This is a genomic window from Pseudomonas sp. BN505 (assembly GCF_029873175.1).
Classification (GTDB): domain Bacteria; phylum Pseudomonadota; class Gammaproteobacteria; order Pseudomonadales; family Pseudomonadaceae; genus Aquipseudomonas; species Aquipseudomonas putida.
Window position 1 is genome coordinate 14,238 of sequence record NZ_SSOI01000020.1, and the last position, 26,098, is coordinate 40,335.

Sequence of the window (26,098 nt, forward strand, 5' to 3'; positions counted from 1 at the left end):
TCGGTCACCCGCGTTTGGTATGCCAAAAGCGTCCAAACGCGGCCGAATAGTCACCAACCGCGACTTTATCCAATAAATACGGGCGTTTTCCTACATAAAACCCGGACGCTGCCGATGCACTGGCTACCTGCCTCGTGGGTCGACAATAAAAATTCCGGGAGCGTCGATGAGCATCAAACAGAAACTGACCTGGGCATTCGCGGTCATCGCCGGCCTGCCCATCGTCCTCGTGGCCACCCTGGTGGTCCTCAACCTGCGCGGCGAAGCCCGCGACGGATTCCTCGACGGTAGCAGCCGGGAAATCCGCCAGGTCAGCAACGCGATGAACATCTTCTTCCAGGGCATCAACCAGAACGTCGAGTACATGGCTTCGCAGCCAATGGTCGCCGCCACCGGCAGCGAGCTGAACAAGTACATGAGCGCCGCGCCGTCCTACGAACTGGGCGAGCAGGCCGGCAAGCTCCTCGACTTCATGACCCGCCTGGCCAACGCGCATCCGTCCTATGCCTACCTGTCCTACGGTGTGAACGACGGCGGCTACACCGGCTGGCCGGCCGGGCAGAAGTTCGTCAATTACGACCCACGCACCCGCCCCTGGTACCAACTGGCCATGGCCAACCCGGGCAAGACCGTGCGTACCGGCGCCTACTACTGGGCGGCCGACGACGCGGTACTGGTCAGCACAGTGCGCGCCGTGGCCAACCAGTTGGGCAATCCCGGCGGCGTGGTCAACATCGACGTGTCGCTCAAAGGCCTGACCGAGATCGTCAAACAGATCAAGCTGGGTGAAAGCGGCTACCTTATGCTGGTGGAAAGCAACGGCAACGTCATGGTCGACCCACGCGACGCCGCTCACAACTTCAAGCAGCTGGCCAGCTTTGGCGACGGCTATGCCGCGCTGGCCAAGGCCGGCAAAGGCCTGGTCGAGGTCGAGCTCAATGGCGTGCGCTATATGGCCAACGTCTACCCCGATGAGCAACTGGGCTGGACCTTCATCGGCCTGATCGAACAAAGCGAAGTGATGCAGACCACCACCCGGCTGACCTGGCTGATCGGCGGCATTGCCGTAGTGCTGGCCGCGCTGTTCGCAGTGGTCGGTGCAGGCTTCGCCAAGCTGATCGTGCGCCCGATCAATAGCGTCACCAGCGGCCTGGAGGACATTGCCCAGGGCGAGGGTGACCTGACCCGCAACCTGGAAATCCGTGGCCGCGACGAAACCGCGCAACTGGCCAGCTGGTTCAACCAGTTCCTCGGCGCCATTCGCAGCCTGATCCAGCACATCGGCGCTGCCGCCGGCAAAATCCTCAGCACTTCCAGCAGCTCGACCCGCGTTTCCAGCGACATGGCCGAAGCCGCTGGCCGCCAGCGCGAAGCCGTGGACATGGTGTCCACCGCCTTCCACGAAATGGTCGCCACCGCCAACGAAGTGGCCCGTTCCTGTAGCCAGGCGGCGCAGTCGGCCGACAGCGGTCAGCAGCAAGCACGCGAGGGCCAGCAGCAGATCGACGCCGCCGTACAAAGCGTCGACCGCCTGAGCCACGAGATCGAACAGTCCGCGCAGTCGATCCAGCAGCTGGAGCGTGACAGCAACGCTATCCAGTCGATCCTCGGCACCATCCGCTCGATTGCCGAACAGACCAACCTGCTGGCCCTCAACGCGGCCATCGAAGCAGCCCGTGCCGGTGAGCAGGGCCGTGGTTTTGCCGTGGTGGCCGACGAAGTGCGGGCCCTGGCCAAGCGCACAGCCGACTCCACTGCCGAAATCGACGGCCTGCTGGGCAACCTGGCCAGCCGCACGGCCGAAGTGGCCGATCAGATGCATGCCAGCCTGGAAGTGTCGCAGCAGTCGGTGAGCCGTATCGGCCTGGCCCGCGACAGTTTCGGCCAAATCCGTGAGTCGGTGGATGTGATTCGCGACATGAACACGCAGATCGCCACGGCGGCCGAGGAGCAGCACCAGGTGGCCGAGGACATCAACCGGCATATCAGCCAGATTCACGGGGATGCGCAGCTGGTGGCCGAACTGGCCCAGGCGGCGCGCCAGGACTCCGAGAGCCTGGCTGGGCTGTCCAATGAGCTGGATTCGCTGGTGCGCAGGTTCCGCACCTGATTGATGCACTGCCTGTCCCGGCCCTATCGCCGGCAAGCCAGCTCCCACAGGACCCCGCTGCCCTCAGGGTTTGCAGTCCCTGTGGGAGTTGGCTTGCCGGCGATAGGGCCGGTACAGGCAGATAATGCCTAGAGTTTCAACTCGCCAGGTGTAGCCCCAAATAGCTGCTTGAACGCCGCAATGTAGGCCGAAGTGGAGTCATACCCACACCCCAACGCCGCCTCGGTCACATTCTCCCCCGCCTCCAGCAGCGCCAGCGACGACAGCAACCGCATGCGCTGGCGCCAGTTGCGGAAGCTCAACCCCGTCTCCCGCTGGAACAGCCGCATCAGCGTCTTCTCCGAACACCCCAGCTCCCGCGCCCATTGCTGCAAAGTCTGCGGCTGGTCCGGCGCGGCGATCAAACCGTTGCACAGCGCCAGCAACCCAGCGTGACGTGGCAACGGCAGCGAAAAACCGACTTCCGGCAAGGTGCGCAACTGGTCGAGCAGCACCGCCACCAAACGCGCCTCGGCACTGTCATATTCCGGGTAGTCCGCCGGGAACAGGCAGAACTGCTTGATCAGCTCGCGTGCCAGTGGCGTCACCTCCAGCACCCGGCATTGCTCTGGTGCCCATGGGCAGGCATCGCGGCGCACATACAGGCTACGCATCTCGGCCTGCATCGAGGTCAGCACTTCGTGTTCGGCATCGGCAGGGATCCACACACCCCACTGGGGTGGGGCAAAGTAACTGCCGTCACGGGTGTACACGGCCAGTACGCCGCTGATGGCGTAGGAAAACTGCACCCAGTCGTGCTGGTGGCGGGTGGTCCAGGAGCCGGCACCGAGGCTTTCGGCACGGGCATAGAGGGGCCTGGGCAAATGGTCCAGCGCAGGAATAGCGCGAGGATGTCCGATGATCGGCATGGCGGTTTCTTGTAGTTCTGAGCAGACAAGCCTAACAGCTGGTGGACACCACGGGGACATCTGCGCTGTCCTGTGGGAGCGGGTTTACCCGCGAAGCAGGCGACGCGGTATTGCAGAAAATCAACGCTCGACGATAACGGTCACCCCCTGCCCACCCGCCGCACAAATCGAAATCAGCCCACGCCCCTTCCCCGCCGTGGCCAGCAACTTGGCCAGGTTGGCCAATATCCGCCCCCCGGTCGCGGCGAACGGGTGCCCAGCTGCCAGCGAGCTGCCCTTGACGTTGAGCTTGCTGCGGTCAATCGCCCCAAGCGGCGCATCCAGCCCCAACCGCTCGCGGCAATAGTCGGCATCTTCCCAGGCCTTGAGGGTGCACAGCACCTGGGCAGCAAAGGCTTCATGGATCTCGTAGTAATCGAAGTCCTGCAGGGTCAGGCCATTGCGCGCCAGCAAGCGTGGCACGGCATACACCGGGGCCATCAACAGCCCTTCGCGGCCGGTGACGAAATCCACCGCAGCGGTTTCGCCATCGACCAGGTAAGCCAGCACCTGAAGCCCCTGCTGCGCAGCCCATTCTTCAGTGCCCAGCAACACCACCGAGGCCCCGTCGGTGAGTGGTGTGGAATTACCCGCCGTCAGCGTGCCCTGGCCACTGCGGTCGAAGGCGGGCTTGAGCCTGGCCAACTGCTCAAGGCTCAGGTCCGGGCGCAGGTTGTTGTCCCGTGCCAGCGACAAAAACGGCGTCAGCAAGTCTTCCTGCCAACCCTCGGCATACGCGGCGGCCAGCTTCTGGTGGCTGAGCAACGCCAACTCGTCCTGCTCTGCACGGCTAATGCGCCAGGCCTGGGCCATGCGCTCGCAATGCTCGCCCATCGACAAGCCCGTGCGCGGTTCGCCGTTGCGTGGTAACTCGGGTTTCAGATGGTGAGGCCGCAGCTTGAGGAAAGGCTTGAGTCGCTCGCCCAGGCTTTTGCCACGGTTGGCCTGCAACAGGATGTGGCGCAGGCCTTCGTTGACGGCAATCGGTGCATCGGAAGTGGTATCCACGCCGCCGGCAACACCGCAGTCGATCTGCCCCAGGGCAATCTTGTTGGCCACCAGCAGCGCAGCTTCCAGCCCAGTACCGCAGGCTTGCTGGATGTCATACGCCGGGGTCTGCGGCGACAGGCGCGAACCCAGCACACATTCGCGGGTGAGGTTCATGTCGCGTGAATGCTTGAGCACCGCGCCAGCCACCACCTCCCCCAGCCGTAACCCATGCAGGCGATAACGTTCGATCAGGCCCTCAAGGGCGACCGTGAGCATCGCCTGGTTGCTGGACGTGGCGTAGGCGCCATTGGAGCGGGCAAAGGGGATTCGGTTGCCGCCCAAGATCGCGACCCTGCGAGGTGAACGCATGTGCTTGTTCCTCCTGAAACAATTTGATCCGTACAGCCTAGGTGTTTTTACCGCATTCGAACGACCTTGCCACAAAGTTGGTCCACACTTTCAAGCTTGCCTTTTGCGGAGACCCACTCATGAGCGATCGCTACCTCGGTTTTGCCAACTCCAACCTCGGCCGCCGCCTCGTGGATGCCCTCGGCCTGCCACGCCCGGCGCCGCTGGAGCGCTGGCAAGCCGGCCGCCTGCGCCCGGTCGAAGGGGCCCTGGTACTGGGGGGCGGGCCGCTGGCAGGCCAGGTCGAAGCCATCGCCCCGCGCCTGACCGACGCGCTTTACAGCTTCAATGCCGACCACCTGCAGGCCGAAGCCTGGGTGGCCGGCCTGGGGCCGAAAATCAAAGCCGTGGTGTTCGATGCCAGTCATCTGTCCGACAGCGATGCGCTGAAGCAGTTGCGCGAATTTTTCCAGCCACTGCTGCGCAGCCTGGCCCCGAGCGCCCATGTGGTGGTGCTGGGGCGCGCGCCGGAAAGCCTCGACGACCCATTGTCCAGCGTTGCCCAACGGGCCCTTGAAGGCTTCAGCCGCTCGCTGGCAAAAGAGCTGCTCAATGGCGCGACTGCCCAGCTGCTGTATGTCGCGCCCGGTGCCGAAGACCAGCTGGAAGGCGCCTTGCGGTTCTTCCTCTCGCCCAAGAGTGCCTTCATTTCTGGCCAGGTACTGCGCCTGGAAGCCTGCACCAGCCAGGTAGGCGACTGGACCCGCCCGCTGGCTGGCCGCCGCGCCCTGGTCACGGGCGCGGCACGCGGCATCGGCGCCGCGATCGCCGAAACCCTGGCGCGGGACGGCGCCGATGTGCTGCTGCTCGATGTGCCACAGGCCAGCCAGGACCTCGACGCCCTCGCCGCACGTTTGGGTGGCAAAGCGCTGCCTCTGGATATCTGCGCCAGCGATGCGGCAACGCAACTGCTTGCCGCCCTGCCCGACGGCATCGACATCGTGGTGCACAACGCCGGCATCACCCGCGACAAGACCTTGGCCAATATGACCCCGGAATACTGGGACGCGGTCATGGCGGTCAACCTCAAGGCACCGCAACTACTGACCCAGGCACTGTATGACAACGGCGCACTGGGAGAAAACGCGCGCATCACCCTGCTGGCCTCGGTCGGTGGCATCGCCGGCAACCGCGGGCAGGCCAACTACGCCGCGAGCAAGGCCGGGTTGATCGGCCTGGCCCAAGCCTGGGCGCCCCGGCTCGCCGAACACGGCGGCAGCATCAACGCTGTCGCCCCCGGTTTCATCGAAACCCACATGACCGCGGCCATGCCCATGGGCCTACGTGAGGCCGGGCGGCGCTTGAGCTCGCTGGGCCAGGGCGGCCGCCCGCAGGACGTCGCCGAGGCGATCGCCTGGCTCAGCCAGCCAGGCTCCGGGGCAGTCAACGGCCAGGTGCTGCGTGTGTGCGGCCAGGCCTTGATGGGAGCGTGAACATGAGCAGAAACTGGCACGACCTGCAAAGCCCGGCTGCCCGCGCCAGCCTGTACCTGCGTGCAGCCAGCAAGCGCAGCATCAGCGGTGACCGCTTGCCGGACGATGGCCTGCGCTGTTTCATCCCGGTTCAGCCGGGCAACCTGGCAGCTTATAGACGGCTTTGCCACTTTATCGACGATGGCCGCCTGCCAGGCACTTATCCCCACGTCATGGCGTTCACGCTGCAGCTGCAGTTGATGACCGCCCCAAACTTCCCTTTCCCGCTGCTCGGCCTGGTGCACCTGCACAACCGCATCGAGGTGCTACGCCCGCTTGGTGGTATCGAAGGGCTGCGCTTTGCGGTGTATGCGCAAAACCTTCAGGCACATGCCAAGGGCGGCACCTTCGACCTGATTACCGAGGCAGACGACGGCATTGGCCTGCTCTGGCGGGAGACCAGCCGCATGCTGGTGCGCGGGCTGAAGCTGGAGGGCCAGGCAGGCGAGCCAGCCGACGATGAACCGGAGCCATTGCCCGAGGCCACCCGCTGGTACGCCGACAGTGATATCGGCCGACGTTATGCCAAGGTGTGCGGGGACTACAACCCTATCCACCTCAGTGCCACCAGCGCGCGGCTGTTTGGCTTCCCCACGGCCATTGCCCATGGCATGTGGAGCAAGGCCATGGCCCTGGCGACACTGCGTGGGCACCTGCCGCACAGCGGCTTTGCCTTTGAAGTGGATTTCCGCAAACCGGTGCGGTTGCCGTCGGAGGTGGTACTCAGTGCCAGTGAGGCGGGGCCTGAGGGTGCGTTGCGGCTGGATGGGCATGCCGGGGTGCTGCATATGGTCGGGCGCTGGGCTCCCCTTTGAATCGTGAGGCTGCTGCGCAGCCTTTTCGCGACACAAGGCCGCTCCCACAGCGACTGCGTCAGCCTTGATGTCAGCGCGGTCTGTGGGAGCGGCCTTGCGTCGCGATGGGCCGCAAAGCGGCCCCTTGCTTTGCGTCGGGCCTGGGCCGAAGCTATGCAGCATTAGGAGACCCCCGATGAACCTGCAAGAAATCACCCAACGCCTGCACCAGATTCGCGACAACAATGCCTGGCGCGGCTTCCACAGCCCGAAGAACCTGGCCATGGCCGCCAGCGTCGAAATGGCCGAGCTGGTGGAAATCTTCCAGTGGCTGAGCGAAGACCAATCTCGCCAGCTACCTGCCGACAAACTCGCCCACGCCGGCCAGGAAGTCGGTGATGTGGTGCTCTACCTGTTGCTGCTGTGCAGCGAGCTGGGCCTGGACATGGACCAGGTGGTGCGGGCCAAGCTGGCCGACAGCGAGAGGCGCTTCGCCCGATGAACGACCGTCACTTCGATGAGCTGGCCACCCGCTTTGCCGAGAAGATCTACGGCGGCGCCAAGGGCGCGATCCGCCTGGCCGTACTGCAGGCCGACCTGGCCGAGGCGCTGCCCGATCGCCCGCTGCGCATCCTCGACATCGGCGCCGGGCTGGGGCACATGGCCTTGTGGCTGGCCCAGCGTGGCCACCATCTGACTCTGGCCGAGCCTGCCGCCCCCATGCTCGACGGCGCCCGGGCGCGCTTTGCCGAGGCCGGCCAGACCGCCACGTTCATCCAGGCACCCTGGCAAGACCTGCTTGGCCAACTGACCGAGCCCTACGACCTGGTGCTGTGCCATGCCGTGCTCGAATGGCTGGCAGAGCCCGAAAGCATCCTGCCCGTGCTGCACCAGCTCACGGCCCCTTCCGGGTGGCTGTCACTGGCCTTCTACAACCGCGACGCGCTGGTCTATCGCAATCTGCTCAAGGGCCATTTCCGCAAATTGCGCAGCAACCGGCTGGAAGGTGAAAAGCAGAGCCTGACCCCACAGAAACCGCTTGATCCACGCGAGCTCAAGGCGCAACTTGATCCTATATGGCAGGTTGAAACCGAGAGTGGTGTGCGGGTGTTCCACGATTACATGCCCAAAGAGTTCCAAGCCAAGGCCGAGCTGCTCGACCTGCTGGAAATGGAACTGGCCTACCGCCGCCACCCCGGCTTCGCCGGGCTTGGCCGCTACCTGCACTGGGTCTGCCGCCCCCGTTGACCCGCCCGCCGGGAGGAATACATGCCGTACCGTCTGTTGTGCCTGGCCCTGCTGCCGCTTGCCTTGGCTGCCTGCCAGGGCAGCAACCCGTATGTGGCCAGCAGCCGCCCGCTGCCACCGGCCCCCGCCCAGGCGGCCACCACCTTCGACGCCAGTGCCTACCCCGCGCCCGCCCGGGATTACGGGCACTACCGCAGCTGGAGCTGGCGCAACGGCCAGTTGCCCAGCGGCTCGGCCAATGCCGACCCGGCGCAACTGGCCGATGCCGTCAGCGGCGCACTTGACCAGCATGGCCTACGCCCTGCCCGGGGGGCTTCCGGCGATTTGCTGGTCAGCGCCGACATGCGCCTGGAAAAACGCTTGCGCCAAGTGCGTGACTACGACACCTACGACCCGTACTACGGCCCCTATCCCTACGGTGGTGTCGGTTATGGCGGCTATCGCCATGGCTACGGGGGCTATGCCAGCGTGCCCATCGTGCGCACCTACGAGGTGGAGGTGATGGTGGTGCGCATCGACCTGTACGACGCCCGCAGCGGCCAGCCGGTGTGGAGCGCCAGCGCCGAAAGCGGCAGCGACAAGGACTCGCCGCGTGAACGCGAAAGCGCCCTGCGCGATTCTGTGCACAAGGCGCTCAGCGGCTATCCTCCCAGTTAACGTTTAACGGAGAACCACCATGTTGCGCCGTCTCGTTCTACTGTCGTTCGCGTTATTGCTCGCCGCCTGCTCCAGCAACAATGTCCAGCAGGATTTCGATGCCAGCCGCGATTTTGCCGCCTACCGGAGCTGGGCGTGGCAGGAGCCGGGCCTGCAATACCGCCCGGACGACCCCCGCATCAAAAGCGACCTCACCGAACAGCGCATCCGCCAAGCGGTCGCCGACCAGCTCGACCAGCGCGGCCTGCGCCCGGTCCAGGCTGGCGCGCGGCCTGACCTGGGCGTGCGCGCGTACCTGATTGTCGAGCAGCGCCAGCAGCAGATCACCACCAACTACGGCGGTGGTTGGGGTGGTTACTGGGGCGGCTACTGGGGCGGCCCGATGTACAACGAAACCCGCAGTGTCGACTACAAGGTCGCCACCATCCAGATCGACATGTTCGATGGGCGTGACGGCAAGCTGGTCTGGCGAGGCAGTGCCGAGCAGATCATGAACAACTACCCGCCAAGCCCGGAAGAACGCAACAGCGCCATCCACAATACCGTGACCAAGGTGCTGGCCAACTACCCGCCGGGTAGCAAGAAGTAACATTCAAACGCGGCTTTTATAGGCGCCGCGGACTCTGTGGGAGCGGGTTCACCCGCGAAGCAAGCGACACGGTGCATGGCACCGGCTTCGCCGGTGTTCGCGGGTGAATCCGCTCCCACAGAGATCGCGATTCTGAACACGGCTGCACCACCTGCCAGGTCTGTGACAGCTACGACAAAATCCATTCCAGCCACGCCTTTTTCCCTTTCCCGCCCACTCGTGCGCAGGTTCTTGTCTATCTTCACTTAAGGAAACCTGACTGACCGGGTAGATGTGTTCAACATTTGGGAAAGGCGACCTGCCAATGCAAAGCATTGTTCTCCTGCTGTGGCTTGCCTTGTGCTCCGAACAGGATGTGCGTCAACGCCAGATATCCGATCTGCTGACCCTGGGCGTGGCTGCCGGCGCCCTGTTCTGGCTGTTCGCCACCGGCCACAGCTGGATCGGCGCCGATGCCAGTGATGCCGGCTGGGCACTGGCTATCGTCATGCTGCTTACACTGCCCGGCTACATGCTCGGCCGCTTCGGTGCCGACGACGTCAAGCTGATGGGCGCACTGGCCCTGGCCACCAGCCCGCAATACGTGCTCGGCACCTTCATTGGCGCCGGTGTCAGTGTGCTGGTGTGGCTGCTCACCCGCCGGCGCCTGTGGACCCTGCTCAACCCCAAGTTGAAGAAGCGTTTGCAGGCCCTGACCGAAGAAATGGGCGACAAACAGGCATTCGTACCCTACGTGTTAGCAGGTTTTCTTCTAACGGCGGTATGGATCCAATAATCACTCCTATGGTCCTATGGGTTGTACATAACCGTTAACTTGTACATATCCAAAAAGTGCGACTATTTTTAAGCTGCCAGCGTGTCTGGCACGGGAGCAGTGCCGCATACGAACAGGGAGTTGATCGTGTCCAGACCATTCAGTGAAATCAAGCTATTGGTGGTCGATGACCAACCAGTCATCGTCGAACAGTTGTGTGAGTTTCTCGAAACCCAGGGCTACCACTGCCTGCCAGCCCATTCGACCGACGAAGCCATCCAGCGCTACCTGGCCGACGAGGCCATCGGCCTGATCATCTGCGACCTGCACATGCCTGAGCGTGATGGCATCGAACTGGTTCGCGCCCTCAAGGAAGTCACCGGGCCACGTATGTTTGAAGCCATCATGCTGACCGGGCGTGCGGACAAACAGGACGTGATCCGCGCCCTGCGCGAAGGGTTTGCCGATTATTACCAGAAGCCCATGAACCTCGACGAACTGCTGGAGGGCGTGCGCCGCCAGGAAGAGGCCCTGCAAGAACGCCAGCGTAACTTCCGCGCCCTGGGCGGGTTGAACCAGCGCTTGCAGGACCTGGCCGATTCGGTGGACGAACTGTACCAGGACCTGGAAAAAGCCCGTGGCCAAGGTACCCACCGCCGTGCCACCGATGTTGAAGAGAGCGAAAGCGAGCTGCCAGCTGCCTTCGAGAAGCTGTCGCCACGCCAACTGGAAGTGGCGCGACTGGTGAGCAAGGGCAAGACCAATTACCAGATCGCCTGTGAGCTGGGCATTACCGAAAACACCGTCAAACTGTATGTGTCGCAAGTGTTGCGTTTGACCCACATGCACAACCGTACCCAGCTGGCATTGGCGCTGACGCCCAGCTCGTCGCCGGTGCATCTGAGGTTTACTACCCATTGAGGGGTTTGCCTGGAGATTGCCGGGGCTGCTTTGCAGCCCCCCTACATTTGAAAACCCAAACTCAGGATCAGCCGGGGGCCACGGTCCAGGCTATCCAACGCCACATCCGCCAAAGGCTTCGCCACCTCCAGCGCAACGTTGAAGTAGCGCCCATCCCCCAACCGTACGCCAAGTGCCGCTGAAGCCAGGTGGGCATCGTCCACAGGCCCCCGGTTATGCCAGGCCTGCGCCACATCCACTGCCGCATAGGGCTGAACCAGCGCCAGCCCGTTACCTCGCAGGCTGTAGTTCAGTTCGTAAGCCACACCCCACCCCTTGTCCCCGTCCGCCTGATCACGCGGGTAGCCACGGCCAAAATGCAGCCCACCAAAGCCCGCCCGTTCGCTGTCGGGCAGCCGGTCATCACTCCAGTACAACGCGCCCGACGCCACCCCCTGCCAGTTGCCAGCCAGCGTGTCACTCTGCAGTCCGGAAAGCCGCAACCGCAGGAAATCCAGATCGTAGTCAGCACCGCTACGCGCGCCCAGGTAATCCAGCCCCTGGTAAACCCCGGCACTGACAATACGCAGGCGGCCACTTTCCACTTTGCGCCAGTCGCCTTCGAAGGACAGCGCGCGCACGGAAGTGTCGTAGTCCCGTAGTGAAGGCCCCCCGTCCAGTTGGTCTTCGACGTGCTCGCTGACCGCATACAGGTGCCCCTGCACCGCCATCCATTCGTTCGGCCTGACAACCACTGGCTGGCGCAGGCCCACTGCATAGCGTTCACTGTCCCGCTCGCGGGTCATGTCACGGCCATCATCCAGGCGTATGCGCGTGCCCGGATCACTGCGATAGCGCGAAGCCGACAGCAGCAACTGGCTGCCGGCAGCGTCCAGGTACTGGCTGTAGTCCAGCCGCTGGTAATGCACCTGGTCATCCCCCGGAGGCAGCAGCAGGCTGGCCTTGAACTGTTCAACAAAGCGGGTCTGGGCATTGCTGGTGGCCGTCAGCAGTGCCTGCGCATCGTCGCGACTGGAATCGGCCAGGGTAACAGCGGCACTGAACAGCTTGCGCTGCGCACGCACGGTCAAGCGGGCGGCACCGTCAGCGGTTTGCGCCATCGCCAGCTCAGCCTCAATCGACACACCCGGCAGGCGTTCGGCGAGCCCCAGGTGGCGCTCCAGGGTTTCACGTGTCAGCGGGCGTTCGGCTTCCAGTTGCGTCAGCAGCTGCTGCAAATAGCCACCCGCCGGGCCGATGTCGCCCTCCACGCGGTAATCCCGGATGTAACCTTCGACCAGCACCACATTCACCCGGCCTTCGGCCACATCCTGAGGTGGCAGGTAGGCGTAGGAAAGCAGGTAACCGTCCTGCCGGTAGCGCTCGGTCAGGCGCTCGGTGTACTGCTGCAGCTCGCCTAATGTGATGCTGTGCCCGATCAACGGCTGGTAGTGCTCGCGCAAATCGCTCAAGGGGAACACCGTACCGCCTTCGAAACGCACCTTGTGCAGCACCATGCGCGTATCCGCAGGTGCCCAGGCCTGGCTTTCGGCGTTTGGCCGGGGCATTCGCAGATTGGGGCTGGCGGGCCGATAGGCGTCTACCGGCAGGTTGGTGTCGGGCAGGCGCCGTTCGTACTCATGGCTGTCGAGAAAACCCGGCAACGACTCGGCATGGGCCAAAAACGCCCAAGGCAGCAACAACAGGGGCACGGCCAGAGGACGCATAGGGCGCTCCATGTTCCCTTGGGTTGCGGGGCACCAGCCGGTCACACCCGTCACTTGCAAGCGTAGGTGCTGGCCCGGCTGTCGTCGAACGCCTACTCGCTGACCTGGAACGCCACTCGCGCGGTCTCGCCGCTTTCGTCCAGCGCACTGACCTCGGCCTGCCCGGCCTGCGGTAAGCGCACCAGCAGGCTGTCCTGCCCCAGGGTTTCGCCCAACGGCTGGCCATTGAGGAACCACCAGCGCCGCCCGCCACCGCCCAGGGCCGATACATGCAGCTGCAACGGCTCGCTGCTGGTCGCCGGGCGGCGCAGGTTGTCACCCGGTCGCACGCCCACTATCGACAACGGCGGAGCGCTGGCCGGCACCTGCGGTGGGCAGGCCGGGTCGATGGCCGGCAGCCGCGCCGCGCGCCGCTCCACGCGGGGCAGCCAAGGCTCCAGCGGGGCCGGCCACAAGGCAATGTCGCGGGCCTTGGCGCTTGGGCAACTGCCATCCACTCGCAGCCCCAGGTCGTTGACCCACACGCTTTCGCGCAACCCCAGACCCAGGGGCTGATCGGCGGCTTGCAGCGTCGGCGGCGTGGTGCAGTCCAGGGTCCAGGCAAAACGCTGGCGCCGGCAGTTGGGGTCCTGTTTGCTCATCGGCTGGCCGAGCGGCCAACAGATCGCCGCCACGCCGACATTCGCCGGCACCCGCTCCACCGGCACGCTGATGCCACGCTGGCTGTCGCGGTTGCTCAGCAGGTCGTGCACCTGCAGCATCAACGGCGCCGCCGAAGCCAGGCCGAACTGGCCGGGCACCGGCGTGCCGTCGGGGCGACCGATCCACACGCCGATCAGGTAGCGCGGCCCCACGCCAATCGACCACGCATCGCGAAAGCCATAGCTGGTGCCCGTCTTCCAGGCCAGTTGCGGGCGCTGTACCAGTTCGGCATGCGGGTCGCGGTCGGGGCGCGCCTGGCCACTGAGGATGCGCCGGATGATCCACGCCGCCCCTGGTGACAGCAGCCGGCGCTCCACCAGCGGGTCCTGCGGCTGCAAGCGCACCCGCGCACTGTTGCCACCCCGCGCCAGCGCCGCGTAGCCACCCACCAGGTCTTCCAGCCGGCTGCCGGCACCGCCCAGGATCAGCGACAGGTTGGGTTCGGCCAAGGGCGGCAATGCCAGTGGCATGCCCGCCATGCGCAGTTGCGCGGCAAAGCGTTTCGGGCCGTAGGCCTCCAGCAACTGCACTGCCGGCAGGTTGAGTGACAGGGCCAGCGCCGAGCTGGCCGACACCGGCCCACTGAAGCCCATGGAGAAGTTGCCGGGGCGGTAGTCGCCATAGCGGCGCGGCACATCCTGCAACAACGATTCGGAATGGATCAGGCCATCGTCCAGCGCCATGCCGTAAAGGAACGGTTTGAGGGTGGAGCCGGGCGAACGCAGCGAGCGCACCATGTCGACATGCCCGAAGCGGCGCGCGTCGGCCAGCTCGATCGAGCCAAGGTAGGCACGCACCGCCATGCTCTGCGCCTCGACCACCAGGATGGCGGCAGAGGTGCGCTCCGGCAGCCGCGCGCGCCAGCCCAGCAGCAAGTCTTCAAGGCGCCGCTGCAACGCTGCATCCAGCGTGGTGCGGATCAGCGGCGGGCTGTCGGCGCTGTTCAGGCGCCGGGCGAGCAAAGGTGCCAAAGCTGGCTCCTGCCGTGGCGCCAGCACCAGCGGCTCTTCGGCTGCCTCGCGGATTTGTTGCGCAGGCCACACCTGGTATTCGGCCAGGCGCTGCAACACCTTGTCGCGGGCACGCTGGGCACGCTCGGGGTGGCGATCCGGGCGCAGCCGGCTAGGTGCCTGAGGCAGCACGGCCAGCAGCGCTGCTTCGGCCGGGGTCAGGTGCATCGGCGACTTGCCCAGGTACGCCCAGCTGGCGGCGGCCACGCCCTGCAAGGTGCCGCCAAAGGGCGCGCGGTCCAGGTAGATCTGCAGGATCTCGCGCTTGGACAGGTGCCACTCCAACTGCGCCGTACGCCACAGCTGGCGCAGCTTGCCGGCCAGGGTGCGGTCATGCGGGTCCAGCAACCGTGCCACCTGCATCGACAGCGTGCTGCCGCCCGACACCACGCGCCCACCCCGCAGGTTAAGCCAGGCCGCACGTGCCAAGGCTAACGGGTTGACCCCGGGGTGGCGGTAGAACCAGCGGTCCTCGTACGTCAGCAAGGCCTGCAGGTACAACGGCGAAACCTGGTCCGGGCTGACCGGGTAGCGCCATACCCCCTCGGCATCGGCAAAGCGCCACAAGGGTGTACCTTCTTCGGCCAGCACTACCCGCGCCAAGTCGTCGCCCGGCAGCGGCAGCGGCCACAGGCGGTCGGCCAACCACAACAGGCCGCACAGCACCAGCAGGCCAATCAGCGTGGCGCGCAACAGCCTGGCCACACGCGCTAAGCTTGGCATCGGGAACCGACCTGGCCAGGTAATGGCCAAAGGCTTGGGAACGGCAACCTCGCCAATTCGTTCATCAGGAAGCAACTATGCATGTAGAAGGTTTTTTCGAGTGGCTGGGCCAGGCACTGGGGTCTGTGATCCGCTTCATCGTCGACGCTTTGAGCGGGCTGTTCAACCTGCTGGCCAATGCCGGTGGCAATTTTATCGACGGCCTGGCGCGCACCCTGGGCACGGACACCTCGCTGATCAGCATCCTGGCCGTGATCATCGGCCTGATGCTGCTTTACTCGGCAATCCGCGCGTTCATGCGCGCCTCGATCATCCTCGGGATCATCTGGCTGGTGCTGGGGTTGTGGGTGATGAGCTGGGTGATTCACTGAAGACCAAGCTGATCTGCGCTTTTTTTGTGGGAGCGGCCTTGCGTCGCGAAAGGGCTGCACAGCAGCCCCAGGATTTCAGCTTCGCCGCTTGAATTACCGGGGCCGCTTTGCGGCCCTTTCGCGACGCAAGGCCGCTCCCACATGGTCCGTGTAGAGCGGGTCTCTAGCGGGCTTTTACGGTCATTTCACCTTGCCCATCCCCCACAGCCTGCAGGTTCGGCCGGTACATCGACTCGACCTGCGGCGGCGGTACGCGGTAGGTGCCCGGGGTTACTGCCCGCGCCAGGTACAGCAGGTGGGTGGTGCCATAGCTGTCGAGCTTGAGCGCGGCAACATAACGGTCATCACGGTACTCCTGGTGCACCACGCTGGCGTTCTGCATCGACTCGCGCCATTCCTTCACGGCGCTGCTGGCGTTGTCCAGGCTGGCGGCACTTTGCGCCAGGTTCTGGTTTTCCAGCTCCAGGCCTGCCGGTAGCAGGTCTACCACCAGCGCATCCGGCACACGGTCTTCGGCCTTGAGCGCCAGGTGCACCAACACCAGTTCGCCACTGCGCAGGTTGTGCAGGTCCAGCGGCTGACCGTTCATGCCCAGGTACTCACGACGAATCTGCATACCATTGCCGCCGGCCGCAGGTGCCTGGCGGGGGTAACCGGACAAGGTCAGTTGCTGGTACAGCGTCTCGCTGCCTTCGTTCTGTAAGCTCAGTGGCGAGGCCAGCAGCGGGCCTTCCAGCTTCATGCCGGCCTCTGCATTGTTGAACTCGCGGACCTCGCCCGCACTGTCCAGGCGTGCCTGCCACTTGCCTTCCGGCTTGCCCAGCAGGCCACGGCCGGCCAGGAACAGGGCATTGCGCTCCTGGGTCGACAGCCAGCGGTTGGCCGCCAATTCATCCGACAAGGCGAACAGGCGTTGGTCGACCTGGCTGCTGGCCAGGTTGCTCTCCTGCAGCAATGCCAATATCAGCGCCTGGTCACGCAGGGCGCTGCCGTAATCGGCCATCCAGCCTTTGCCACGGCTGATGCCCAGGCCCGCCTGCAAGGCTTGCTCGGCACGCGGTTTGTCGCCCATCTTGTCCAGCGCCACCGCCAGTTGTACCAACGGCAGGCCGGAACGGGCATCGGCGCGGCGCTCGAACAGACCACGCAGCGCGCCCAACGGCGCCTGCTGGCTGCGCGACAACACCAGCGCCGCGTAGGCCTGCACGGCAAAACGGGTGTGGTCAGCGTTTTCGCTGTAGTCGACTTCGATCAGGTTGCGCTCCTGCAGGTAGCGCAACAGGCGCTCGCTGGCCTTCTTCAGCGCTTCGGCCGGCACGCCATAACCCTGGTCACGGGCACGCAAGAGGAAGTCGGTAACGTAGGCGGTCAGCCAGTACTCCTCTTCGCTGTCCGAACTCCACAGGCCAAAGCTGCCGTTGTAGCGCTGCATGCCCAGCAGGTGCTCGATACCCATTTCAATCTTGCGCTTGCGCACATCCGCCGGCTCGCCCTTGATGCCCAGGCGCTTGAGGCTGTCGGCATCGGCGTACAGCGACGGATACAAGCCGCTGGTGGTTTGCTCCAGGCAACCGTAAGGGTAAGCCTCCAGCGCACGGATCTGCTCGGCCAGGTTCAACGGCGGCCGGCTCGACAAGGCCAGGCTGGCCTCCAGGCCTGCGGGTTCGAACGCGGCCAGGTCTGCTTCGGGCAGGGTCCATGGCTGGTCCTTCAAGGCCACGCGGTAGTGCTTGAGCATTGCCGGGTAGGCCGGGCGCACGCCCAACGTCCACTCACGTTCGAACGCGGTGGTCGGCTCGTTCGGCAGTTGCAGGCCTGTGACACGCACATGCACCTTGCCCTGCCCCAGACCACCCTGGGCCTGCACAGGAATCATCAGGGTCGAACGCTGCCCCTCGGCCAGGGCGACGGTCTGCACGGCATTGGTGGCAAGGCTCAGTTGCCCTTCGGTGGTGATTTCAACGCTCAGTTGCTGGGCGCGGCCCGACAGGTTGGCCAGGTCCAGTGCCAGGCTGGTGCGGTCGCCACCGGCCAGGAAGCGCGGGGCCGACAGCTCGGCAATCAGCGGCGCGGCGACCACCGTCTTGCCTTCGGCCATGCCGAAGTGCTCTTCGGTCCATGCCTGGGCCATCAAGCGCAGCTCGCCGTTGAAGTCGGGGATATCGACCGTGGCCTGGCCCTCACCCTTGTCGTCCAGCGTTACCGGCAGGCTCTGCTGGGCAACGATGGTGACCGTGGTGTTAGGGCGCTTGCCGCCTTTGGCCATCGCCGCATCGCCACCAAACGCCAGGCTGGCAAGGCGGCCCTGCCCGGCTTCGATCAGCTGGCCGTAGATGTCCAGTTGGTCGGCGCCATAGGCCTTGCGCCCGAACAGGCTGGCAAACGGGTCGGGGGTTTTGAAATCGGTAATGTTGAGGATGCCCACATCCACCGCCGACAACAGCACATGCACCTGCTTGGGCACGCTGCCATCAGCATTGGCGGCCTTCACCTTCACGGTCAGCGGCTGTTTCGGGCGCATTTTTTCCGGCGCCTGGAGGCTCACCGCCAACTTGCGCTCGGCGCGGTCCAGCGGCAGGTGCAGCACGCCTACCGAACGCTTGGGCGTGGCGTTGGCCTTGCGCTCACCCGGGCGGATCACCAGCGCGCTAATGTACAGGTCGTGGCGTGCCCAGGCTTTGTCCAGTTGCACATCGAAGGTCTTGCCCTCGGCGGGCACTTCGATTGCCTGCCACCACAGCGGGCCATCGCTGGACTCGATCATCAGGTAGCCGCTGCCGGCGGCAGGCGGGGTGACGGTAACTTTGGCCGTGGCGCCGTCGGCGTAGGACGGTTTGTCCAGCGCCAGCTTGACCTGGTCGGGGCGCACGGCACCGCCTTCGGCGTTGTCCTGGGCGCGGTAACCGGCCCAGAAGCGCTCGCTGGACACCAGGCCGGTCTGCGGGTCTTCCACCTCGACGCGGTACGGGCCCCATTCAACCTGGAAGCTCAGCTTGGCAGTGGAGCCCGCCTTGACGCTGACTGTCTCTTCGTTCTGGGTCAGGAATTTCTCGTTGTAGGCGTAGCTCCAGCCGTCGCTCTGCGAGTAGTTCCAGTAGTAGTCACGGCGCTCGCGGATCAACCGCACCTTGAGGTCGTTGGCCGCCAGTTTGTTGCCATCGCGGTCGGCTACCAAGAACTCGAATTCCACCGGCCCGTCGCTATCGGTTTCCTCGCCATCGAACAGGCCACGCAGGCCCGGCAGGCGCTCGGCTGGCCAGATCGGTTGCTCCAGGCGCCGGGTAATCGGCCGGCCACCGGACTCCTGCAGGCTGGCCTGCACGGTCAGTTGCAGCGGCGAGCGCGCTTCGGCCCAGCGGCTTTCGATATCGACTACCGCCTTGCCAGCCTGGTCGAGGGTAACTTCGTCCAGCTCCAGGTCCTGGTTCAGCTCGGTTTCGGTGACCGAGCCAAACTGGTAGCCCGGCAGCGCAGGCACCGCCTCGCGAAGGGGACGTACATAGGCTTGGCCACTCAGGCGATTACCGGCAGCCGGGGCGCCATAGAGATAACGGCCATTGACCTGGATGCGCGCATCCTCCTCAGGCGACAGCGGCGTGCTGCTGCCCTTCAGCTCCAGCGCCAAGCGCTCGGGCAGGAAGTCTTCGACCAAAAATTCATACACCTGCTTGCGCCCGCCGCCCAGGTCGAGCAGCAGTTGCCAGCGGCCAGTCGGGGCCTCGGTAGCCAGTTGCAACTGGTATTGGTACAAGCCATTGCTGTCGGCTTCCCAGACGAACTTGCGGCTAACCTGTTCATCCGGACGACGCACTTCCACGCTCACCGGCTGGGCTTTGACGGGCTTGCCGTCCTGGTCGCGCAGCAGGCCGTTGAGCAGCACGGTTTCACCTGGGCGATACAAGTCACGAGGGCCGAAGATGAAAAACTGCAACGGGTTGGCCTGGGGCCCGGTGATGTCGAATTCGGCCAGGTCCAGGGCGGCGGTGTTCAGGCGCAGCAAGGTGGTGTGCACACCTTGGGTAGCGATCAGGGTATCGGCTTTGGGCGTGATCGGCAGCTGGGCGTGGCCCTTGCCATCGGTGCTGGCCTGGGCGAGCAGCTTGCCCTTCTCGTCATGGATTTCGAGGTTGACGCCGCTCAGCGCCTTGCCGCCTTCCAGCGCCTGGGCGAACACGTCAATGCGGTCGCGGTACCGGTGCGCCGATACGCCGATGTCGCTGAGGGTAAACAGAGTCGCTGGCTGCGAGTAGTCATAGGTGCCCGAGGCACGCATCACCGCCAGGTACACACCCGGGTCCTGCAGCGGCTTGATGCCGGCGATGGGCAGCAGCACGGTTTCGCGGGTGTTGCGGGCGGGGTTGAGGTCGAAGCGGCCGCTGTAGACCAGCTCGGCCATGTCCAGGGTTTCCTTGGACTGGTAGTAGTACAGGCTGCTGTTGCGCCCCCAGCTGGCCAGGAAGGTCGAGAGCATTTCCGGCTTCACCCGGAAGAACTCGACATCGACCTTGTCGACGTTCAGGGCAATCACCGGCAGGCCTTCGGCCAAGCGCGTGGGCAAAAGCGAACCGCGGCTGGCAAAGCCGATGGTCGGTTGCATGTCGCGTGTTTCCAGCTGGGTGACCGACTCACTGTCCAGTTGCTTGCCGTTGACCGCGAGCAGGCCCTTGTCGACGGTCAGCACCAGCTTGCGCTGCGGCTCCAGATGGCGCAGGCGCAGCTCCATCTGGTTGTCGGAGAGTTCCCAGGCGCCATCGAGCTTACCCTTGACGGTGTCTACCAGGTGCACCTTGGTGGCGAAGTCCTGCTTGGCATCCAGCGGTGCTGAGAAGCTGATTGACAGCGTTGCTGCGCCATCGAGCTGCACTTCCGAAACATCCAGCACCGAAAGCTCGCGGCCTTCGTAGCGCTTGGCGAGCACAGCCGGGTCTTCGCGCTTGGGCGCCTGGGTTTCGACGGGTGCTGTAGCTACGGGTTTCTCGACCGGCGCCGGTTTGTCCGGCGTCGAAGAGTCACAGGCGCTGAGCAAAGCCAGCGCGCAGGCCAGCAACAATCCTTTGTTGAACATGGAGTAGGAACTCTTAGGCAGCGTGTACGTGAGGGCAGCAACTATAGCTCAACGTCAGGTGCAGCACCCGGGCGTTGCGCGGCAAGTGAGACCATGGTCGCGCTAAATGGTTGCCTGGCCGTTACACTGTGGCATTTGTCAAAGGGGGCCGCTGTGCGCCCCTTCGCGGGCTTGCCCGCTCCCACAGGTTTGGCGCCGTCCGCAAGAGCAACACTTTCCTGTGGGAGCGGGCAAGCCCGCGAGGGGGCACATAGCGGCCCCAAGCCTCATGGAATGCAAATGTCCCAACTCTCTGCCGATTGGCGCCACCGCCCTACCCACCACAAGGTCTGGGCGCTGGCCGCGCCGATGATCCTGTCCAACATCTCCGTGCCGCTGGTGGCTCTGGTCGACAGCACGGTCATCGGCCACCTCCCCCACGCCCATCAATTGGGTGCCGTGGCCGTGGGCGCCACGTTGTTCACCTTCATGGTCGGCCTGATGGGCTTCCTGCGCATGGGCTCCACCGGTTTCGCCGCCCAGGCCGCCGGCCGTGGCGATGGTGCGGCGTTGCGCCAGGTGCTGGTGCAAGGGCTGCTGCTGGCGTTTGGTTTCGCGGTGTTGATCGGCCTGCTGGCCATACCGTTCAGCCAGCTTGCACTTCATGCGATGCAACCCAGCGCAGCCCTGCAGCAATCCACCGAAGACTTCTTCCACACCCGCCTGCTGGGCCTGCCTGCAGCGCTGGCCAGTTACGCGCTGGTGGGCTGGTTTCTGGGCACCCAGAACGCGCGGGCGCCGTTGGCCATCCTGCTGACGACCAACCTGCTGAACATTGTCTTGAACCTGTGGTTCGTCCTGGGGCTGGATTGGGGTGTACTGGGCTCGGCGCGGGCATCGGTGATCGCCGAGTGGAGTGCAGCCCTGCTGGGCCTGGCCCTGACCCGCCCGGCCCTGCGGGCCTACCCGGGGCAAGTGGCGTGGGCGGCGCTCAAACGCTGGCAGGCCTGGCGCCCGCTGCTGGCGGTGAACCGCGATATTTTCCTGCGTAGCCTGGCGCTACAACTGGTGTTTCTGCTGATTACCGTACAAGGCGCACGCCTGGGCGAGTCCACGGTAGCGGCCAACGCCCTGCTGCTCAACGGCCTGCTGTTGACCGCCTATGCCCTCGACGGGCTGGCGCACGCGGTGGAAGCACTGTGCGGCCATGCCATTGGCGCCCGTGATCGCGACACCCTGCGCCGCTCGCTGGTGGTGGCCTGCGGCTGGTCGCTGATCACCAGCCTGGGCTTTGCCGGGTTGTTCCTGCTGGGTGGGCACTTGTTCATCGACTTGCAGACCGACATCGACAGTGTGCGGGCGGCGGCCTATCCGTATTTGCCCTACCTGGCGCTGCTGCCGTTGATTGCGGTGTGGAGTTACCTGCTGGACGGCCTGTTCATTGGCGCGACCCGGGCGCGGGAGATGCGCAACGCGATGTTGCTGTCGGTACTGATTGCACTGCCGGTGGCGGTGGCCATGAGCGGGTTCGGCAACCATGGATTGTGGTTGGCGTTTCTCGGGTTCATGGGGTTGCGGGCGGTGACGTTGGGGTGGGTGGGGTGGCGGTTGCAGCAGAAGGGTGAGTGGATTCACTAATGTCAGGGCCGCTTTGCGGCCCATCGCGACACAAGGCCGCTCCCACAAAAGGCCTGCATACGGGGCTCAATGTGGGAGCGGCCTTGTGTCGCGAAATGAGGGCGAAGCCCTCACCTGTGGGTTCACAGCCACACACAATCCCAATGCGGATACTCGCCCGCTCGCCGGACCAGGCCAGCCCGAATCGGGTTGGCGATGATGCAGCGGGCAATCGCCCGGACATCCTCCTCACGCCTCAGAGCCCGGTCATGAAAGCTGGTCTGCCAGATATGTCGCCTGTCAGCGCCCACCTTGTACAAAGCACAACTGCTTCTGGACTTGAACCCACACATCAGCGTGCCTAGGCTCGTCGGGCCAAGCTCGATAAGCCAGTGAAGATGATCCGGCATCAAGACCCAGGCCAGAGATCGACAGGCCTTGCTCTCTTCACTGAACCCGCAATTGCTGGACCACGGCCCTGGCAAATCGAAAATCCTTGAACAACGGCGTTCGGTTACGGGTGGTTGTGGTGAGCAGATAAAGGCGCCCGGATTCGGACACTCGACCGCCACGTAAACGATGGGAGCCTGGACGTTGCATGTCGTCCTCCTTTGAACATTGCATCCAAAGGTAGCGGCATTGGTGCGCGAGACCAGGGCCGGATATTTACCGGTTGTGACGCTGGTGAGGGCTTCGCCCTCATATCGCGACGCAAGGCCGCTCCCACAAAAGGCAGCACAGGCTTTTGCAGGAGCGGCCCCGGCAATTACGACGACAGGTACGAAGACCGGGTCAGCCCAAGGCGCAAGGCATCCAGGTACTGCGTGCGCTCGCGCGCAGTGATCTTGGCGCTGGCGACCTTGTCGCGGTAGTGGGTCATCAACTCCTCCGGCGACAGGTGCACGTAGCGCAGCATGTCTTCGATGGTGTCGTGGGTCTCGATGCCGGCGTGGTACACGCTGCCGTCGGCGTTCTGGTAGATGTTCACCGAGTCGGTGTCACCGAACAGGTTGTGCATGTCACCCAGGATTTCCTGGTAGGCACCGACCAGGAACACGCCCAGCAGATAGTCCTCGCCGTCCTTCAGCGCATGCACCGGCATGCTGGTTTCGATGCTCTGCTCGTCGACGTACTGGTTGATCTTGCCGTCCGAGTCGCAGGTCAGGTCCTGCAGTACGGCGCGGCGCAGCGGCTCTTCGTCCAGGCGGTGCAACGGGATGATCGGCAGCACCTGGCCAATGGCCCAGGTGTCCGGCAGGCTCTGGAACACCGAGAAGTTGCAGATGTACTTGTCGGCCAGCTTGTCGTTCAGCTCGTCCAGCACCTGGCGGTGCGAGCGCTGGCGGGCTTTCAGCGAGTTATGCAGGCGGCGGCACACGGCAAAGTAGCACTGCTCGGCCAAGGCCTTCTCGCTCAGGCTGATCTTGCCATCGGCGTACTGCGCGGCCACGTCACCCATGTAGTGGGTGGCGCGCCAGTAAGTCTCGGTCACCATCTCGATGTCGGTCGGGCCAAGCAGGTCGGCCAGCCACTGCACGGTCTCGGGCAGGGCTTCCTTGTTCTCGATGGTCGGCACGTCGTCGTTGTGCTTCTCGACGTCGGTGACCTGGATCACCAGCATGGCGTGGTGCGCGGTCAGCGAGCGGCCACTCTCGGAGAAGATGTGCGGGTGCGGCAGGCCCTGCGCGTCGCAGAACTCCTTGAGCATGCCCACCACCACGCCGGCGTAGTCATCCATGTCGTAGTTGATCGAGCTGGCATTGCGCGAGTGGGTGCCGTCGTAGTCCACGCCCAGGCCACCGCCAACGTCGATGTGGTCGACCGGCAGGCCCAGCGCACGCAGTTCGCCGTAGTAACGGATGGCTTCCTTGAAACCGTGCTGGTAGTCGGCCAGGTTGGCGATCTGCGAGCCCATGTGGAAGTGCAGCAGGCGGATGCCCTGGTCCAGGCCGGCATCGCGGAAGCGCTGCACCACCGAGATCAGCTGGGCAGCAGACAACCCGAACTTGGACTTCTCACCACCGGTGTCGGCCCATTTGCTGGAGGCCAGCGACGACAGGCGCACGCGCAGGCCGACCTGCGGTTTTACCTTGAGCTCGGCGGCCTCGTCGATCACCAGAGCCACTTCCGACTCTTTCTCGATGACGATGAACACGTTGTGGCCAAGCTTCTGGCCCATCAGCGCCAGGCGAATGAACTCACGGTCCTTGTAGCCGTTGCAGACGATGGTACCGCCCTTCGGCGCCAGCGCCAGCACAGCCAGCAGCTCGGGCTTGGAGCCGGCTTCAAGGCCGATGGAAACGTTTTGCGTGGCGATGATGTTTTCCACCACCGCTTCCTGCTGGTTGACCTTGATCGGGTACAGCGCGGTGTACTGGCTCTGGTACTCCAGGCGCGCGATATTGGCATCGAACGCACCGGTCAGCTGGCGTACGCGGTCCTGCAGAATGTCGGGGAAGCGCACCAGCAAGGGCAGCGACAGGCCGCTCTGGCGCAATTCGTCAACCTGCTCGTACAGGTCGATCGGCGCGCTGTCGGGCCCGTTGGGGCGCACTTCGACGCGCCCGGCTTCATTGATGGCGAAATAACCAGCGCCCCAATGGCGGATGCCATAAACACTGCGGCTGTCGGCCACGGTCCACTGGCTACCATCGTCTTTGCGTGTGCGTCGTACGGACATTCAAGTCCCCTATAGATAAGTCGAAGACACTGCCCCGCAGGCAGCGGAGCGAGTGTAAAAGCTGTAAATGACGATTCATCCGTGCTCAGGCATAGACCCTGACCACAGGAACGAGTTTAGAAAGCGCTGGGCAAAAAATTGTGCGATGGCCTCAGCCGCCGGACTTTTTCGCCTTGAAACCCTGTTTGGTCAGCTCGCCGATCAACAGCTCGACATGGTCGCCCTGGATCTCGATAACCCCGTCCTTCAGGGCGCCGCCAGTACCGCAGCGGCGCTTGAGCGTGGTCGCCAGGTCTTTGAGCTGGTCGGGCGGCAGGGGCACCCCGGTGACGGTAGTCACGGTCTTGCCACCACGGCCTTTGCTCTCACGGCGCACACGGGCAATGCCGTCGCCCTCGGGGATGATTTGCTGCTTGCAGCTGCAGGCATCCACCGGCTGGCCACAGTCGGGGCAGTGCCGACCAGCGTCGGTGGAGTAAACGAGACCGCCAAGGGCGGAAAAGGAAGAAGCTTTCTTGGCCACTTTTGTTCCTCTGTGCTGAGGACAAAAACTGGTCGTGCCTTGGGGTTGAGGCCGACCGCGAAGCCCCACTCTGGCAGGGGCGGCGCTACTGCCGCAAGATCCTGCGACAGCCCGAAAAGGGCGCGCAGTGTAACGATAAATCCGGCCGTTGCTAAGTACAGGATTGCGGCATTTTACGAATGTTTTGCGACTATTCGCGGGCACGCCCGCTCCCACAGGTACAGCGCAGCTCTCGAACACTTCACAATCCATGTGGGAGCGGGCGTGCCCGCGAAAGGGCCAGCATTGAAAACAACTATCCCTGGCTGACTTTATAGCGCTGCAACGCCGCCAATGAGTCCGGGCAATACGGTTTGCTCAGGCTCTCTTGCTCAGCCTGCTCCAAGCCAATGAACCGCGCCTCGATCACCTCTTCCGGCTGCAAGCGCAACGGCGCATCGGACACCGCTGAATACACCGCACACCACAACCGGTTGTCGGGCTGGTCGAAATAGAACCGTTCGTGAAAGCGTAACTCAACCCCTTCAATTCCCAGTTCCTCGGCCAGCTCACGCGCCGCCGAGTCAGCGTAACCCTCCCCGGCCGTCACCATGCCACCCGCTGCCACATCCCAGTACCCCGGGTACAGCGCCTTGCTCAGGGTTCGCCGGTGCACACACAACTCACCGGCACTGTTGAACAGCAGAATGAAGGTGCAACGGCCGATCAGGCCACGCTCGCGCAACTCTGCGCGGGGCAATGCCCCCAGTACCTGATCGGCCTCGTCCACCCAGCTGACCAGTTCGCGGTCGGAGGCCGCCCGGTGGGCGGCCTCGTTCGGGCTGATGGCCAT

19 protein-coding genes and 1 pseudogene are annotated in these 26,098 nt (G+C 64.4%); 11 read left to right on the plus strand and 9 right to left on the minus strand.

All coding sequences use genetic code 11. The features are described from left to right. The first annotated feature begins 166 nt into the window (after nt 1–166). Nucleotides 167–2,110 (plus strand): methyl-accepting chemotaxis protein, encoded by a 1,944-nt coding sequence (locus tag E8E78_RS03035; RefSeq protein ID WP_016497880.1) that lies wholly within the window; start codon nt 167–169, stop codon nt 2,108–2,110. Nucleotides 2,111–2,238: 128 nt separating this feature from the next. On the opposite strand, the gene E8E78_RS03040 is transcribed toward E8E78_RS03035, so the two are convergent. Both E8E78_RS03040 and E8E78_RS03045 read right to left on the minus strand, forming a co-directional pair. After that, a complete protein-coding gene (locus E8E78_RS03040) occupies nt 2,239–3,018 on the minus strand; it encodes a helix-turn-helix transcriptional regulator (RefSeq protein WP_049274445.1) in 780 nt (259 codons plus the stop codon). A gap of 120 nt (nt 3,019–3,138) precedes the next feature. Next, entirely contained in the window at nt 3,139–4,416 is a 1,278-nt protein-coding gene (locus E8E78_RS03045) for an acetyl-CoA C-acetyltransferase (RefSeq protein WP_049274443.1), read from the minus strand. 119 nt (nt 4,417–4,535) lie between these two features. Between E8E78_RS03045 and E8E78_RS03050 the strand changes: the two genes are divergently transcribed. The 8 genes from E8E78_RS03050 to E8E78_RS03085 all read left to right on the plus strand — a co-directional run bounded on the left by E8E78_RS03050 (nt 4,536) and on the right by E8E78_RS03085 (nt 10,890). After that, complete coding sequence (locus tag E8E78_RS03050) at nt 4,536–5,888, plus strand: 3-oxoacyl-ACP reductase (RefSeq protein WP_049274442.1); 1,353 nt, start codon at nt 4,536–4,538, stop codon at nt 5,886–5,888. A gap of 2 nt (nt 5,889–5,890) precedes the next feature. Beyond that, nucleotides 5,891–6,742, plus strand: coding sequence for a MaoC/PaaZ C-terminal domain-containing protein (locus tag E8E78_RS03055; protein WP_280311801.1), 852 nt, complete (start codon nt 5,891–5,893; stop codon nt 6,740–6,742). A 175-nt stretch (nt 6,743–6,917) separates the two neighbouring features. Beyond that, nucleotides 6,918–7,223 (plus strand): MazG-like family protein, encoded by a 306-nt coding sequence (locus E8E78_RS03060; protein WP_280311802.1) that lies wholly within the window; start codon nt 6,918–6,920, stop codon nt 7,221–7,223. Further along, the gene (locus E8E78_RS03065; RefSeq protein WP_049274439.1) at nt 7,220–7,969 is read left to right on the plus strand and encodes a methyltransferase domain-containing protein; all 750 of its coding nucleotides are present in this window, start codon (nt 7,220–7,222) and stop codon (nt 7,967–7,969) included. Before E8E78_RS03060 ends, E8E78_RS03065 begins: the two co-directional genes overlap by 4 nt. 21 nt (nt 7,970–7,990) lie before the next feature. Next, nucleotides 7,991–8,626, plus strand: coding sequence for a DUF4136 domain-containing protein (locus E8E78_RS03070; protein ID WP_049274438.1), 636 nt, complete (start codon nt 7,991–7,993; stop codon nt 8,624–8,626). Nucleotides 8,627–8,645: 19 nt separating this feature from the next. Further along, complete coding sequence (locus E8E78_RS03075) at nt 8,646–9,215, plus strand: DUF4136 domain-containing protein (RefSeq protein ID WP_016497872.1); 570 nt, start codon at nt 8,646–8,648, stop codon at nt 9,213–9,215. 304 nt (nt 9,216–9,519) lie between these two features. After that, a complete protein-coding gene (locus tag E8E78_RS03080) occupies nt 9,520–9,990 on the plus strand; it encodes an A24 family peptidase (RefSeq protein WP_049274437.1) in 471 nt (156 codons plus the stop codon). 126 nt (nt 9,991–10,116) lie between these two features. Further along, complete coding sequence (locus tag E8E78_RS03085; RefSeq protein WP_049274436.1) at nt 10,117–10,890, plus strand: response regulator transcription factor; 774 nt, start codon at nt 10,117–10,119, stop codon at nt 10,888–10,890. 41 nt (nt 10,891–10,931) lie between these two features. Here the strand turns inward: E8E78_RS03085 and E8E78_RS03090 are convergent, their stop codons facing one another. Both E8E78_RS03090 and pbpC read right to left on the minus strand, forming a co-directional pair. Beyond that, nucleotides 10,932–12,596 (minus strand): POTRA domain-containing protein, encoded by a 1,665-nt coding sequence (locus tag E8E78_RS03090; RefSeq protein ID WP_280311808.1) that lies wholly within the window; start codon nt 12,594–12,596, stop codon nt 10,932–10,934. A gap of 92 nt (nt 12,597–12,688) precedes the next feature. Beyond that, a complete protein-coding gene (gene pbpC / locus E8E78_RS03095; protein WP_280311810.1) occupies nt 12,689–15,031 on the minus strand; it encodes a peptidoglycan glycosyltransferase PbpC in 2,343 nt (780 codons plus the stop codon). Nucleotides 15,032–15,108: 77 nt separating this feature from the next. Between pbpC and E8E78_RS03100 the strand changes: the two genes are divergently transcribed. After that, nucleotides 15,109–15,402 (plus strand): hypothetical protein, encoded by a 294-nt coding sequence (locus E8E78_RS03100; RefSeq protein WP_016497866.1) that lies wholly within the window; start codon nt 15,109–15,111, stop codon nt 15,400–15,402. 163 nt (nt 15,403–15,565) lie between these two features. Here the strand turns inward: E8E78_RS03100 and E8E78_RS03105 are convergent, their stop codons facing one another. Continuing rightward, a complete protein-coding gene (locus E8E78_RS03105; protein WP_197863364.1) occupies nt 15,566–20,467 on the minus strand; it encodes an alpha-2-macroglobulin in 4,902 nt (1,633 codons plus the stop codon). A gap of 279 nt (nt 20,468–20,746) precedes the next feature. On the opposite strand from E8E78_RS03105, the gene E8E78_RS03110 reads away from it, so the two are divergent. Further along, complete coding sequence (locus E8E78_RS03110) at nt 20,747–22,084, plus strand: MATE family efflux transporter (RefSeq protein WP_049275227.1); 1,338 nt, start codon at nt 20,747–20,749, stop codon at nt 22,082–22,084. Nucleotides 22,085–22,206: 122 nt separating this feature from the next. Here the strand turns inward: E8E78_RS03110 and E8E78_RS03115 are convergent. From E8E78_RS03115 to E8E78_RS03130, 4 genes and pseudogenes are all read right to left on the minus strand, one after another. Then, nucleotides 22,207–22,663, minus strand: a pseudogene (locus E8E78_RS03115) (transposase). Nucleotides 22,664–22,829: 166 nt separating this feature from the next. After that, complete coding sequence (gene speA, locus E8E78_RS03120; RefSeq protein WP_016497862.1) at nt 22,830–24,743, minus strand: arginine decarboxylase; 1,914 nt, start codon at nt 24,741–24,743, stop codon at nt 22,830–22,832. A 151-nt stretch (nt 24,744–24,894) separates the two neighbouring features. Then, a complete protein-coding gene (locus E8E78_RS03125) occupies nt 24,895–25,266 on the minus strand; it encodes a translation initiation factor Sui1 (protein ID WP_016497861.1) in 372 nt (123 codons plus the stop codon). Nucleotides 25,267–25,561: 295 nt separating this feature from the next. Then, complete coding sequence (locus E8E78_RS03130) at nt 25,562–26,098, minus strand: NUDIX hydrolase (protein WP_016497860.1); 537 nt, start codon at nt 26,096–26,098, stop codon at nt 25,562–25,564.